Genomic DNA, 13,523 nt, shown 5'->3' with positions numbered 1-13,523 from the left:
ATGCGAATTATTGTTTACGGCAGTTTACGACGCAAACAGGGAAATAGTCATTGGATGACAAATGCGCAATGGCTAGGGGATTGTCAGCTCGCAGGTTTCGAGCTGTACGATCTCGGCCATTATCCGGCAGTAGTACCTGGTGATGGCGAAATCCATTGTGAGGTTTATCGCATTAGTTCATCGATATTGACGGAACTGGATGCCTTAAAGCGGGACGGTCACGAATACCAACGTGAGCTGATTTCCACACCTCTGGGCAGTGCCTGGATCTATCTGTACAAACACTCTGTTGTCGGGCTGACGCGTATAGCCAGCGGTGACTGGTTGAAGCGTAATGAAGAAGATGAAGAAGAGGCTTGAGGTCGAGTCGCCAATCAAGTCAGGGTCATAAATAAAAACACCGCGTAAGGCGGTGTTTTTGATCGTGCGATATCTTGAGCCCTAAGGGTTTTCATGCATATCGCGTGGCGCTTATTTGTTTTTCGCGCGCTCGAAGGAAGCAACGATCTCGGCTTTTGCCGCTTCAGCGTTATCCCAACCTTCAACTTTCACCCACTTGCCTTTTTCCAGATCTTTGTAGTGCTCAAAGAAGTGGCCGATCTGTGCACGCAGCAGCTCAGGCAGGTCGTTAACGTCTTTAATGTGATCGTATTCTTTGGTCAGCTTGCTGTGCGGAACGGCAACCAGCTTGGCATCTTCGCCCGCTTCGTCGGTCATTTTCAGCACGCCAACAGGACGGCAACGGATCACTGAGCCCGGCTGCAGCGGATACGGGGTTGGCACCAGAACGTCAACCGGGTCGCCATCCAGAGACAGCGTGTGGTTGATGTAGCCGTAGTTGCACGGGTAGAACATGGCGGTAGACATGAAACGGTCTACAAACAGCGCGCCGGTATCTTTATCAATTTCATATTTGATTGGATCGGCATTCGCAGGGATTTCAATCACTACATAGATATCTTCTGGCAGATCTTTACCTGCCGGAACATCGTTCAGACTCATGTCAGTTTCCTTCTCTTAAAACCTGAAATAGCGTGGCCGTCATTATAGCCAAAAAGCGTTTAATGTCCCCGATTTTTAGCGTGGCGAGACGCCAGGCGCTCGTATGAGTCGTTTAACTAAAAATACTTTCGTTACTAAAGTTTCTTTAAAGAAAGCAGGCTTGTTACCGATAGGAACATGATCGAGATCACGTTATGTGGAGCATTTCTCCGCATTTATTTATCATTTGTAATATCAGGGAAATAAAAATGTTAAGAAACATCACAATCAAGACGAGCTTGATTGCTTTGTTAGGAACGATGGTACTGCTGTTATTGCTGGTCTGCGGAATTGGTATTACCTCAATCAATCAGGGAATTACGTCGCTGACCACAATCGACAAAATTCAGGGCAAAGAAGTGACGGCGCTGGCAGGGAGCTATACCGCGTCGCTGCGTGCCAGAACGGGCGCGGCGTTGGCCGCTCGTCAGATGGAAAGTGGGCTGACCGATCTCGCGAATGCATCGGTCTCGCGGGCAGAAGCCTACACGGCGCTCTCTCAAAAAGAAATGGCACGCTTTCTTTCCTACGGCACCGTAACGGAGCGCGGTGCCAAAATGGCGGCAGAAGTTAAAAGCAACTATGAGCAATACATGAATCTTGGCGTTCAGCCGATGGTCGATGCGCTGAAACGCGGCGATGTTGCCGCTTATTATGTGCTGCTGCAAGACGTGCTGCCGCCGCTCAGCGTTAAGATGGATAAGGTGGCGAACGAATTCCGCGACTTCGGCCTGGAAGTGGGGGAAAACATGCTCACAGAAGCCGAGAGCTTTGCGTTCGAGCGCCTGACGATCATTGGTATTGCCTGTGTCGTCGTTCTGCTGCTGGTCTTGGCTGCCTGGATTGCGCTGAAGCGTTCTATCCTGTCTCCGCTTGAAGAGACGGTCGCCCAGCTGGAATTTATTGCTCGCGGTGATTTGACCCAGCGCATCGCCGGGGGCGGTAATAATGAAATTGGCCGCCTGATTCAGGCGATGCAGGCAATGCAGTCTTCACTGGCAACCGCTGTGGGGCGCGTCCGTGATGCCGGTATGCAGATTGACGTCGGCACGCGCGAACTGTCTTCTGGCAATACCCATCTGGCTGCGCGTACGGAAGAGTCAGCCTCATCGCTGGAAGAAACCGCCGCCAGTATGGAGCAACTGACTGCCACGGTAGCGCTGAATGCGGAGAGTGCGGAACAAGCGCATACGCTGGCGCAAAATGTGTCGGATATCGCCAATAAAGGCAGCGAGACCGTGGGCGGCATGATTGAGAAAATGCAGATGATCTCCAGCAGCTCAGAACGTATTGCCGATATTCTGGCGGTGATTGACGGTATCGCGTTCCAGACCAATATTCTGGCGCTGAACGCGGCGGTTGAAGCTGCACGTGCGGGTGAGCAAGGGCGGGGATTTGCTGTGGTAGCGGGTGAAGTCCGCAATCTGGCGCAGCGCAGTGCGCAATCGGCTAAAGAGATTAAAACGCTGATGGAAGAATCGCAGAGCCGTGTCAATGAAGGCACCGTGATGGCAAAAATGGCGGGTGACACGATGAATGACGTTTCTGACGCCGTGGCGCGCGTAACGTCCCTGATGCGTGAGATTTCAACGGCAACGCGTGAGCAGAGCAATGGTATTGGGCAGGTGAATCTGGCGGTATCGCAGATGGATGAAGTCGCCCAGCAAAATGCGTCTTTGGTCGAAGAGTCCGCCGCTGCCACGCGTTCACTGGAAGATCAGGCGCGTCTGCTGGCGGAAAGTATGGCACAGTTTAAAGTGCAGTCGCAGGCGTTTGCCGCCATCGGCCGATTCTAATTCCCCCTTCATACTTCAAGCTGCATGTGCGTTGGCAATACTCGGCTCATCTCTGAGCCTCGCCCTTAAGGGCCGCCGCAAGCGGCGTTCAAATCGGCTAAGCCGATTTGTCCTCGCTCACCCCAGTCACTTACTTGTGTAAGCTCCTGGGGATTCACTGCGTCGCCGCCTTCACGCAACTCGAATTATTTAGGGGGATCTTTCATAAAAAAATTCCCGTGAAAACGGGAATTTTTTTGCCTTATGCTTCGGGGGGCGTTTGTTCGTCTTCTGGCTGTTTCTTCTTACGCAGCTTGTTCCAGATTTTACTTTCCTGTCCGCGCCATAGGCGCTGGATATTGTCGTGGTGACGCATCAGGATCAGACAAGAGAGCATCGCGACGGGAAACGTAAACTGCGGCTTGAACCACCAGACATAAAACGGCGCGATGAGCGCACTGACGATGGCGCCGAGTGAGGAATAACCGCTCAGCAGGACGGTGAGTAACCAGGTGCCGGTCATCAGACCCGTCAGATCCCAGCCGATTGGTGCGATGGCGCCAAAAGCCGTTGCCACACCTTTGCCGCCGCGAAAGTGGAAAAAGACCGGATAAATATGGCCGAGGCAAGCAGCGATGGCGGTTAACCCGAGATACAGCGGGGGAACGCCCAGCGCGTAAGCGGCCCAGACTGGCAGCATGCCTTTCAGGACATCAAACACCAATACGGTCGCAGCGGCAGCCTTGCCGCCAATGCGCAATACGTTAGTCGCTCCGGGGTTCCCGGAACCATGCTGACGCGGGTCAGGTAGCCCAGCAATTCTGCAAAACAAAATCGCACTGGAAATAGAGCCACACAGATACGCGATTAACATCATACCAAGCGCGGTAACACTCATAACGCCATTCCGTTTAATAAGGGTCGTTTTACTCTTCTCATCTGTGGATAATACGCACATTCCGTCGGAAGTGGTATCCGACAGCGACAAAAACAGAGAATGGCGTGATGGATATCGTATTTATTGAAGAACTTACTGTAATCACTACTATTGGTGTTTACGATTGGGAACAGACTATCCAGCAGAAACTGGTGTTCGATATCGAAATGGGCTGGGACAACCGTCAGGCAGCCGCCAGTGACGATGTTAATGACTGTTTGAGCTATGCGGATGTCAGCGAGGCGGTGATTGCCCATGTGGCAAACCAGCGCTTTGCGCTGGTGGAACGCGTCGCTGAAGAAGTCGCCCACATGCTGATGCAGCGCTTCTCGATACCCTGGTTGCGGATCAAGCTCAGCAAGCCGGGCGCGGTGGCGCAGGCGCGTCAGGTTGGCGTCATTATTGAACGCGGCGCGCGATAAATCTTATTTAACAGAAAAATACTGATTTACATGCAACTAAACCGTAACCTAAACAGTCTATAAGCCAGTTATTCCCGTCATACTTCAAGCTGCATGTGTGTTGGCTGCGTGAACTCACCCGAATCACTTACCAGAGTAAGCTCATCGGGACTCGCTTGCTTGCTGCCTTCCTGCAACTCGAATTATTTAGGGTATGTAGCGGCTCGCGAAAGTACGCGGCCGCTTTTTTATGGGCTGAATTTTCGTTTTTATTAAGGCAAGGATTTTTAGATGACTGACCTGCATTCATTGCTAATCGCATTTATTCTTGGCGTGGTCGAAGGACTGACCGAGTTTTTGCCCGTATCGTCTACGGGGCATATGATTATTGTTGGTCATTGGTTAGGGTTTGTTGATGAGAAAGCCAAGACGTTTGAAGTGATTATTCAGCTTGGCTCGATTCTGGCCGTTGTCGTGATGTTCTGGCGCCGTCTCTTTGGTCTGATTGGGATTCACTTCGGTGAAGTCCCGCATGAGGGGAATACGGCGGGTCGTTTGAAACTGACGCACATCTTACTGGCGATGATTCCCGCTGTGGTGCTGGGGCTGGTTTTTCATGACGTGATCAAATCGCTGTTTTACCCACAGAACGTGATGTATGCGCTGGTTGTCGGTGGTTTCCTGCTGTTGGCGGCGGAATGGTTCAAGCCTAAAAAACCGCGCGCCGTCGGGCTGGATGACATCACGCATCGTCAGGCATTTATGATTGGTTGTTTTCAATGTCTGGCGCTGTGGCCCGGTTTTTCACGTTCGGGCGCGACCATTTCCGGCGGGATGCTGGTGGGCGTCAGCCGCTATGCGGCTTCCGAGTTCTCTTTTATTCTGGCGGTTCCCATGATGATGGGCGCGACCGTTCTGGATCTGTATAAAAGCTGGCATTTCCTGTCGCTGTCCGATGTACCGATGTTTGCTGTTGGTTTTGTGACGGCGTTTATCGTGGCGCTGATTGCGATTAAAACCTTCCTGAAAATCATCAAACGCATCTCGTTTGTCCCGTTTGCGATTTACCGTTTTATCGTCGCGGGCGTCGTTTACATGGTGTTTATGTAAGACTGAGAGTGTCGGGAGTCGTTAGATAAAGAAGAGGCCACGCATTAGCGTGGCCTCTTTGTTTCAGGATGGGGCTGAGGCATCAGGCTGCTGTGCTTTCCAGTCTGCCAATGCCTGAGTGCGGCGCCGTGTCAGCTCATTACGCACGTCAATACCTTTAAAACCGTCGGCGACGACATCCGCACTGCTAACCAGGCTGGCAACGCGGAAGGCTTCACGCAGATAGTCGCCTTGCGGATAAGGCGTATCTTCGAACCCCGCCCGCCCTCGAGCATCGGCTTCGCTAGTGAGCGCTAACTGCTCCAAACGCTGCGGCTTACGCCAGACGTCAATGGCATCAAATAGCTTCAGCAGGGTCTTAGGTTGCAACACCTGCACGGTATGAATCAGGTCATGATATTCGGCAACCAGTTTCGCCAGATCGCGAATCGGGTTAGGCACGCGCAGGCGCTGACACAGGGCTTCGACCAGTTTGACCCCCGCCGGCCCATGCCCGTGATGCCGCGGCCACAGTTCGGGAGGCGTCAGCCCTTTCCCTAAATCGTGGCACAGCGTAGCAAAGCGTACGTCAATCTCAGGGCTGAGGCGCGCGGCCATCGCCACTGTCATCATAGTATGAATGCCGGTATCGATTTCCGGGTGCCATTTGGCGGGAGCCGGCACGCCGTACAGGTTATCGATTTCAGGGAACAGCGCGGCCAGTGCGCCGCAGTCACGCAGCACCTGAAAATAGACATCTGGCGATGAGGTGCCAAGCGCTTTTTCCGTCTCTTTCCAGACCCGCTCTGGCGTCAGGTAAGCCAGCTCGCCCTCATGCGCCATTTTTTGCATCAGCGCCATGGTTTCTTCTGCAATCTGGAAGCCGAGATGAGCAAAACGCGCGGCAAAACGGGCAACGCGCAGCACCCGTAACGGATCTTCGCTGAACGCGTCGGAAACGTGGCGCAGTACGCGATTCTCAAGATCGCGACGACCATGATAAGGATCGATAAGGTCTCCCCGCTCGGTGCGGGCAATGGCATTGATGGTCAAATCGCGGCGAAGTAAATCCTGCTCTAACGTGACATCGGGCGCGGCATGGCAGACAAAACCGGTATAGCCTTTGCCGGATTTGCGCTCGGTACGCGCGAGTGCGTATTCATCGCGGCTAACGGGGTGTAAGAAAACGGGAAAATCCTTTCCAACCTGCTGGTAGCCCTGCGTAAGCAGATTCTCCGGCGTTGCGCCGACCACCACCCAATCTTTCTCGGTGACGGGTAAACCCAGCAGGCTGTCCCGAACAGCGCCGCCGACAAGGTAAATCTTCAACGTCGGGCTCCTGAATCAATAACCAATATTTCACCACATACTACCATCTTTGCGTCCCCGCGTTGGCTGCAAAGAAAAATGCCTGCAAGAAGCAGGCACTTATTTCGATTAGCTCATCCAACGGTCATTTTTCTTCTTGCGAGGGATGATGTGTGGCAGCAGCAGACCCAGTAGCAAGCCTATGCCAGCAACGCCGCCGCCGTACATAAACCACTGTAGAATGATGGTGCGCTGCTTATCATCAAGCTGGACATTCGCCGCGCTGACTTTCTTCTGCGCAATGATAAGCTGATTTTTCAGATCCTGATTTTCCTGACGTAATCCGTTGATAACGCCATCGCTGGCAGCGACTTTCTGCTGCATATCAGCGGTGCGCTGGTTCCAGGTCTGATCGATATTATTGAGTTTGTCCGTCAGGTCTTTGACCTGATTTTCCAGCTCCGGCACCCGCGTGCGCAGGCTCGGCGTATTGCTAAGCTGGTCAAGAGGAATCCAGGTGGTGCGGTTTTTGTCATCACGGATCTGCGCATAGCCCGCGTTTTCATTAACGCTGAGCAACGTGACCTCTGCACCCGCATTCAGTGTGCCGACGATACGATATTGATTGCCTGGGCCGCTGTGGACATACGTCAATAACTCATCGGAAATATAGCGTTTTTCTTCCGCCTGTGCGGTCCAACTCAGCGTGAGAGAAAATAAAGTAAAACAGAGTAAGCCTAATTTCTGCATAAGATCATCATGTTGCGTTAATGGTGGTCTGATAGTAGAGGCTTAAGTCTGACGAGGCAATGTATAAACCGAAATGAGAACTGTCTTAGAACCTGCGTATGAGGGCCATTTCATCCCCAATAACGTTCACTGGGATCGGTCCTTATAAGGCGGCGCGCGGCGTGTTTTAGCGTGAAAAGCCGCTTAGACGATGGCTGGTTTGCATAAGAAATGCGCGCTTGTTCGCAGGTGAAAAAGAGTGTGTGCGGTAAGAGTAGTAAGCTGAAGTAAAATGTTATTTACTGACAGGATAATGAATGCAGTTTTGGTGTTGTGAATGCTATGAGTGAAGAAATTGAGCTGAAGTTTATTGTTCATCCCGACAGCGTTGAATCGCTGCTGACGCAATTGGCTGACTGGGAGAGTGATTACAGTCAGTATGAGCACATGCGCGCTCAGCGTCTGAGCAATACCTATTATGAAACGGCGGATAATTACCTGCGCCGTAATGGCATCGGCCTGCGTATTCGCGGCGAAAATGAACGCTACGAAATGACGGCGAAAACGGCCGGTAAGGTGATTGGCGGGCTGCATCAACACCCTGAATATAATGTTGAGCTGGAGAAAGCCGAGCTGGATCTCAGCCTGTTTCCGGCGGAAGTCTGGCCGGAGGATTGCGATGTTGAGGCGCTGCAATCATCGCTCAAGCCGCTGTTTAGCACAGATTTTACGCGTGAAAAGTGGGTATTTACTTACTATCAAAGCGTGATTGAAGTTGCGTTAGATCGTGGTGAAATTCGTGCTGGCGACCTGAGTGAACCGCTGTGCGAATTGGAGATGGAACTTAAGATTGGTCAGACTACGCACCTACTGGAACTGGCAAAGGAAATCGCAGAATTTGGTGGTATGCGGCAGGGTAGCCTGAGTAAGGCGGCGCGTGGATACCATCTGGCTAAAGGTAATCCCGTTCGTGAATGTCTGCCTCTCAATCGATTGGTCGTGGATCCAAAAACCAATATCGACCAGGCCATCCGCGCGGCGCTGGAACTGGGGGTGAGTCACTGGCAATACCACGAAGAACTGTGGGTAAGAGGAAATGCCTCTGCCCGTGAAGCCCTGCCAGAAGCCAGTGCGTTAATGCGCGAAATGCTGGTGCTCGTAGGGGGCGTTGTGTTACGCAAGGTCACTACGCTTTTTCGCTCTGCACTTGCCACTTTGGAAGCCCGACTACAAAGCGCCGATGGCGCGGAAGTGTGCTACAGCGTCGACTACCTGCAAAGTAAGTTGGTACTGACTTCCTGGCTGATCGAGTCTGGCTGGCGTGACCATATGGATAATAAAGATCGCATTAAGCTACAGGGTTCGTTCAAACGCTTTGCCGACATTATGCTAAGCCGCAGCACAGCGGATCTGAAAAGCGCCTTTTCTTCTAAGTTGACGGAAATTCAGTACGAACAGCAAATCCCTCGTCTGCAACGTAGTATCTGCGCTTTCCTTCTCTTGTCCGGCGCGTATCCGGCGGAACAGGTGGAAGCCTACATTGAACACTGGCGGATCTTACTTCAGGAAATTGAGCGGCTTGCTGCCGGAAAGGCGCCTTCCGTGTATCTGGAAGCCTACCGTAAAGAGGCGCTGGCCTTGTCTCCGTTCTGGCTACATAGCGGCGGACAGTCACAGTAACCGTTAACTGCCGCTTGTCAGTGAGGATAGGCGGCGCATCAAGGGAACCCCCATGCCGATACTTCCTTTGCCTGCTTTACCTTTGCTTCTGACGGAACAATCTCAACGTGCGCTCTCGCGTTTGCGGGAAGCCGCACCTGATGAACCGATAACGGACAGCGACGCCGCTGTTTTGGCATTGAGCGATTTTGTCAGCGATGCGCTTGCGCTGCATCCTGACTGGTGGCAAAGGATTCATCAGCAACCGCCGCAGCCCGAAGAGTGGCAGCACTACGCCGACTGGTTAAGTAACGCTCTGGCCGATGTTAATGATGAAAATGCGTTGATGGCGGCATTGCGTCGGTTTCGTCGCCATATGTTGGCGCGAATTGCGTGGTCGCAGGCGCTGCAAACCAGTACCACGGAACACACGTTGCGTCAGTTGAGTGAATTGGCTGAGGTGGTGATTGTGGCGGCCAGAAGCTGGTTATATCAGGCCTGTTGCCGTGAATGGGGGACACCTTGCAATGCGCAGGGTGTGGCGCAGCCTCTGCTGATTCTTGGCATGGGAAAACTGGGCGGGGGAGAGCTTAATTTTTCTTCGGACATCGATCTGATCTTCGTCTATCCCGAAAATGGTCATACACAAGGCGGACGGCGCGAGCTGGATAACGCACAGTTCTTCACGCGTCTGGGGCAGCGACTCATTAAGGTGCTGGATCAGCCGACCGTTGATGGTTTTGTTTACCGTGTGGATATGCGGCTACGTCCCTTTGGTGACAGCGGCCCGCTGGTGCTCAGTTTTGCGGCGATGGAAGATTATTATCAGGAACAGGGCCGCGACTGGGAACGCTATGCGATGGTCAAAGCGCGCCTGATGGGCGGAATGGACGATGCTTACAGTCAGGAACTGCGTAGCACGCTGAAACCCTTCGTCTTCCGCCGCTATATCGATTTCAGCGTGATCCAGTCGCTGCGGAATATGAAGAGTATGATTGCCCGCGAGGTGCGTCGCCGGGATCTGCGCAACAACATCAAACTGGGTGCCGGTGGGATTCGCGAAATCGAATTTATTACGCAGGTTTTCCAACTGATTCGTGGCGGACGTGAACCGGGATTACAGGGACGTTCGCTGCTACCTACGCTCCAGCATGTAGGGGCGCTGGGGTTATTAACGCCGCAACAGGTGCTCGATCTCAGCACTGCTTACCTGTTTCTGCGCCGCCTAGAGAACCTGTTGCAGGCCATTGCCGATGAGCAGACGCAAACGCTGCCGGGTGATGAACTGAACCAGCAGCGTCTGGCATGGGGAATGGGATGCGACAGTTGGGACACGCTGCAATCCAGGCTTTCAGAGCATATGCAGGCTGTGCGCCACGTATTTGACGATCTGATTGGCGATGATGCGCCGGACAATAATGATATCCCCGAACATAGCAGCTATAGCAGCCTATGGCAGGATACGCTGGATGACGGTGAACTGGCTCCGCTGACGCCGCATCTCTCGGAAAGCGTGCGTGAAAAGCTGATGCGGACGATTGTGGAATTCCGTCACGATGTGGCGAAACGCACGATAGGGCCGCGCGGGCGAGACGTGCTGGATCAGCTCATGCCGTGTTTGCTGGCGGAAGTCTGCGCTCGTCAGGAAGCGGATACGGTGCTGTCTCGTCTGACGCCGCTGCTGCTGGGGATTGTCACACGCACCACCTATCTTGAACTGCTGCTGGAGTCTCGCGCTGCGCTCGGCCAACTGATTCGCCTGTGCGCGGCGTCGCCAATGGTGGCAAGCCAGCTGGCACGCTACCCTCTGCTGCTGGATGAATTGCTCGATGCGTCAACGTTGTATCAGCCGACGGCACCGGGCGCGTATGCCGATGAGCTACGTCAGTATTTGATGCGCGTACCTGAGGATGATGAAGAACAGCAACTGGAAGCGGTTCGCCAGTTTAAACAGTCGCAGCAACTGCGCATCGCCGCAGGGGATATCGGTGGCGTACTGCCCGTGATGAAAGTGAGCGATCACTTAACGTATCTGGCGGAAGCGATTATCGCGGCAGTGGTTCAGCAAGCGTGGGGACAGATGGTGGCGCGTTACGGCCAGCCGTCCCATTTACAGCACCGTGAAGGCCGTGGGTTTGCCGTTATTGCCTATGGCAAGCTCGGCGGCTGGGAGCTGGGGTATAGCTCCGATCTGGATCTGGTGTTCTTGCTGGACTGCCCGTCGGATGTGATGACGGATGGCGAACGCAGTATTGATGGCCGCCAGTTCTATCTGCGCCTCGCACAGCGTGTAATGCACCTGTTTAGCACCCGGACGTCATCAGGCATTTTGTACGAAGTGGATGCCCGTCTGCGGCCATCGGGCGCGGCGGGTATGCTGGTGAGTACGGTTGAAGCCTTTGATGAGTATCAGCGCAATGAAGCGTGGACGTGGGAGCATCAGGCGCTGGTGCGTGCGCGTATGGTGTACGGCGAAAGCGGCGTGCAGCAGACCTTTGAGTCTATTCGCCGCGGCATTCTGTGTGCAGAGCGTGATGCGGATACTCTGCGGACTGAAGTGCGAGAAATGCGGGAAAAAATGCGTCAGCATCTGGCGAACAAAGATAAAGCGCTCTTTGATATCAAAACGGATGCGGGCGGCATTACAGATATTGAATTTATTGCCCAGTATCTGGTGCTGCGTTACGCCGCTCAGGAACCGCGTTTGACCCGCTGGTCAGACAATGTGCGCATTCTGGAACTGATGGCGCAGTATGGCGTGATGGAAGAGAGCGAAGCCAATGCGCTCAAGCTAGCCTACGTCACCATGCGCAACGAACTGCACCATCTGGCCTTGCAGGAACTGTCCGGCCGGGTCAGCAAGGATCGGTTTGTTGCAGAGCGGGAACAGGTGCTGGTGAGTTGGAATAAGTGGTTAGTGGGAGCCTAGGTTTCCCCTTGACTATATGATGATGGGTTATGCTACCACATGCTCAGCAAAGAGCCGCGCAGCAGTGGCGTGTATGATACGTGCCTATGATATTATTACGCGCATTATGCGAAATAAGCCTGGAGTAGAGGATGAAAGTGACGCTGCCTGATTTCCGTCAAGCGGGTGTATTAGTGGTCGGTGATGTCATGCTGGATCGTTACTGGTATGGGCCGACCAGCCGAATTTCACCAGAGGCACCCGTGCCTGTGGTCAAGGTGGATACGATCGAAGAGCGCCCAGGCGGCGCGGCGAACGTCGCAATGAACATCGCTGCATTGGGCGCGGGATCACGTCTGGTGGGATTAACTGGCATTGATGATGCCGCTCGCGCCCTGAATGCCAAACTTGGCGAAGTGAATGTGAAGTGCGATTTTGTCGCTGTTCCTACGCACCCGACGATCACCAAGCTGCGCGTGCTGTCACGTAATCAGCAGTTGATCCGACTGGATTTTGAGGAAGGCTTTGAGGGAATTGATCCTCAGCCGATCATCGAGCGTATTCAACTGGCGCTGCCAAAAATTGGTGCGCTGGTGCTGTCTGACTATGCAAAAGGCGCATTAGCGCATGTGCAAACCATGATTCAGACGGCAAAAGCCGCGGGCGTTCCGGTGTTGATCGACCCGAAAGGCACGGATTTTGCCCGTTACCGTGGCGCGACATTGCTGACGCCGAACCTGTCTGAGTTTGAAGCAGTCGCAGGGCGTTGCAAAACGGAAGACGAGCTGGTTGAGCGCGGTATGCAACTGGTGGCCGATTACGATCTGTCCGCGTTGCTGATTACCCGTTCCGAGCAAGGGATGACGCTGCTACAGCCGGGCAAGGCACCGCTGCATTTGCCTACGCAGGCGCAGGAAGTGTACGACGTGACTGGTGCGGGCGATACCGTCATTGGTGTGCTGGCCGCTGCGCTGGCGGCAGGTAATCCGCTGGAAGAGGCCTGCTTCCTGGCGAATGCTGCTGCAGGCGTCGTCGTTGGCAAGCTGGGCACATCAACGGTCACGCCGATTGAGCTGGAAAATGCTATCCGTGGCCGTGCCGACACCGGATTTGGCGTGATGACAGAAGAACAGCTGAAAAAGGCCGTTGAACTGGCGCGCCAGCGTGGCGAAAAGATTGTGATGACCAACGGCTGCTTCGATATTCTGCATGCTGGACATGTATCTTACCTGGCAAATGCCCGCAAACTTGGCGATAGGTTAATTGTGGCAGTCAACAGCGATGCGTCAACCAAACGCCTGAAGGGGCCAACGCGTCCCGTCAACCCGCTGCCGCAGCGGATGATCGTGCTGGGCGCGCTGGAAGCCGTCGACTGGGTTGTGCCGTTTGAAGAAGATACGCCGCAGCGCCTGATTGCCAGCATTCTGCCGGACATTCTGGTGAAAGGCGGAGACTACCAGCCACATGAAATCGCCGGTAGTGAAGAGGTCTGGGCTAACGGTGGTGAAGTGAAAGTCCTGAACTTTGAGGACGGCTGCTCCACAACGAACATCATCAACACGATTAAAGCCAACGCGTCTAAACCTTAAAAAATAAAACTGACGGCGCTTGAATCATCATGACGCCGTTCAGACCGCAAGCTAATGATTCTCGCTCTGGCACATCACGGGCGAGAA

The 13,523-nt window shown here is 53.7% G+C and carries 11 protein-coding genes; 7 read left to right on the top strand and 4 right to left on the bottom strand.

Annotated elements, in window-relative coordinates:
- Positions 1 to 360, top strand: a complete 360-nt coding sequence (locus WCT94_RS08910) for a gamma-glutamylcyclotransferase family protein (protein WP_110162482.1) — start codon at positions 1 to 3, stop codon at positions 358 to 360.
- A gap of 111 nt (positions 361 to 471) precedes the next feature.
- On the opposite strand, the gene ppa is transcribed toward WCT94_RS08910, so the two are convergent.
- Complete coding sequence (gene ppa, locus WCT94_RS08905; RefSeq protein ID WP_110162483.1) at positions 472 to 1,002, bottom strand: inorganic diphosphatase; 531 nt, start codon at positions 1,000 to 1,002, stop codon at positions 472 to 474.
- A gap of 248 nt (positions 1,003 to 1,250) precedes the next feature.
- On the opposite strand from ppa, the gene WCT94_RS08900 reads away from it, so the two are divergent.
- A complete protein-coding gene (locus WCT94_RS08900; RefSeq protein ID WP_336869152.1) occupies positions 1,251 to 2,837 on the top strand; it encodes a methyl-accepting chemotaxis protein in 1,587 nt (528 codons plus the stop codon).
- A gap of 241 nt (positions 2,838 to 3,078) precedes the next feature.
- Here the strand turns inward: WCT94_RS08900 and plsY are convergent, their stop codons facing one another.
- Positions 3,079 to 3,714: a glycerol-3-phosphate 1-O-acyltransferase PlsY gene (gene plsY, locus WCT94_RS08895; RefSeq protein WP_110162485.1), complete on the bottom strand. Its 636-nt coding sequence runs from the start codon at positions 3,712 to 3,714 to the stop codon at positions 3,079 to 3,081.
- Between the two features lie 107 nt (positions 3,715 to 3,821).
- Between plsY and folB the strand changes: the two genes are divergently transcribed.
- Both folB and bacA read left to right on the top strand, forming a co-directional pair.
- On the top strand, positions 3,822 to 4,175 hold the full coding sequence (folB, locus tag WCT94_RS08890; protein WP_015841556.1) for a bifunctional dihydroneopterin aldolase/7,8-dihydroneopterin epimerase: 354 nt from the start codon (positions 3,822 to 3,824) through the stop codon (positions 4,173 to 4,175).
- 270 nt (positions 4,176 to 4,445) lie between these two features.
- Positions 4,446 to 5,264: an undecaprenyl-diphosphate phosphatase gene (bacA, locus tag WCT94_RS08885; protein ID WP_110162486.1), complete on the top strand. Its 819-nt coding sequence runs from the start codon at positions 4,446 to 4,448 to the stop codon at positions 5,262 to 5,264.
- A 63-nt stretch (positions 5,265 to 5,327) separates the two neighbouring features.
- Here the strand turns inward: bacA and WCT94_RS08880 are convergent, their stop codons facing one another.
- Entirely contained in the window at positions 5,328 to 6,572 is a 1,245-nt protein-coding gene (locus tag WCT94_RS08880) for a multifunctional CCA addition/repair protein (RefSeq protein WP_336869149.1), read from the bottom strand.
- Between the two features lie 108 nt (positions 6,573 to 6,680).
- Positions 6,681 to 7,301, bottom strand: coding sequence for a TIGR04211 family SH3 domain-containing protein (locus WCT94_RS08875; RefSeq protein ID WP_110162488.1), 621 nt, complete (start codon positions 7,299 to 7,301; stop codon positions 6,681 to 6,683).
- A gap of 321 nt (positions 7,302 to 7,622) precedes the next feature.
- On the opposite strand from WCT94_RS08875, the gene WCT94_RS08870 reads away from it, so the two are divergent.
- The 3 genes from WCT94_RS08870 (at position 7,623) to hldE (ending at position 13,436) form a co-directional block, all read left to right on the top strand.
- Positions 7,623 to 8,960, top strand: a complete 1,338-nt coding sequence (locus WCT94_RS08870; protein ID WP_336869148.1) for a CYTH domain-containing protein — start codon at positions 7,623 to 7,625, stop codon at positions 8,958 to 8,960.
- A gap of 52 nt (positions 8,961 to 9,012) precedes the next feature.
- Positions 9,013 to 11,868, top strand: a complete 2,856-nt coding sequence (glnE, locus tag WCT94_RS08865; RefSeq protein ID WP_336869147.1) for a bifunctional [glutamate--ammonia ligase]-adenylyl-L-tyrosine phosphorylase/[glutamate--ammonia-ligase] adenylyltransferase — start codon at positions 9,013 to 9,015, stop codon at positions 11,866 to 11,868.
- Positions 11,869 to 11,999: 131 nt separating this feature from the next.
- Positions 12,000 to 13,436 (top strand): bifunctional D-glycero-beta-D-manno-heptose-7-phosphate kinase/D-glycero-beta-D-manno-heptose 1-phosphate adenylyltransferase HldE, encoded by a 1,437-nt coding sequence (gene hldE, locus WCT94_RS08860; RefSeq protein ID WP_336869146.1) that lies wholly within the window; start codon positions 12,000 to 12,002, stop codon positions 13,434 to 13,436.
- Positions 13,437 to 13,523 lie beyond the last annotated feature (87 nt).

The sequence above is a fragment of the Pectobacterium sp. 1950-15 genome, from assembly GCF_037136835.1.
Lineage (GTDB): Bacteria > Pseudomonadota > Gammaproteobacteria > Enterobacterales > Enterobacteriaceae > Pectobacterium.
The sequence above is the reverse complement of the archived record's forward strand: the minus strand, read 5'-3'. Positions and strand labels throughout refer to the sequence as shown.

Bases quoted from the DNA above. Each gene is read 5' to 3' on its own strand.
- WCT94_RS08910 (WP_110162482.1), top strand. From the start codon at position 1: ATGCGAATTATTGTTTACGGCAGTTTACGACGCAAACAGGGAAATAGT.
- ppa (WP_110162483.1), bottom strand. From the start codon at position 1,002: ATGAGTCTGAACGATGTTCCGGCAGGTAAAGATCTGCCAGAAGATATC.
- WCT94_RS08900 (WP_336869152.1), top strand. From the start codon at position 1,251: ATGTTAAGAAACATCACAATCAAGACGAGCTTGATTGCTTTGTTAGGA.
- plsY (WP_110162485.1), bottom strand. From the start codon at position 3,714: ATGAGTGTTACCGCGCTTGGTATGATGTTAATCGCGTATCTGTGTGGC.
- folB (WP_015841556.1), top strand. From the start codon at position 3,822: ATGGATATCGTATTTATTGAAGAACTTACTGTAATCACTACTATTGGT.
- bacA (WP_110162486.1), top strand. From the start codon at position 4,446: ATGACTGACCTGCATTCATTGCTAATCGCATTTATTCTTGGCGTGGTC.
- WCT94_RS08875 (WP_110162488.1), bottom strand. From the start codon at position 7,301: ATGCAGAAATTAGGCTTACTCTGTTTTACTTTATTTTCTCTCACGCTG.
- WCT94_RS08870 (WP_336869148.1), top strand. From the start codon at position 7,623: ATGAGTGAAGAAATTGAGCTGAAGTTTATTGTTCATCCCGACAGCGTT.
- glnE (WP_336869147.1), top strand. From the start codon at position 9,013: ATGCCGATACTTCCTTTGCCTGCTTTACCTTTGCTTCTGACGGAACAA.
- hldE (WP_336869146.1), top strand. From the start codon at position 12,000: ATGAAAGTGACGCTGCCTGATTTCCGTCAAGCGGGTGTATTAGTGGTC.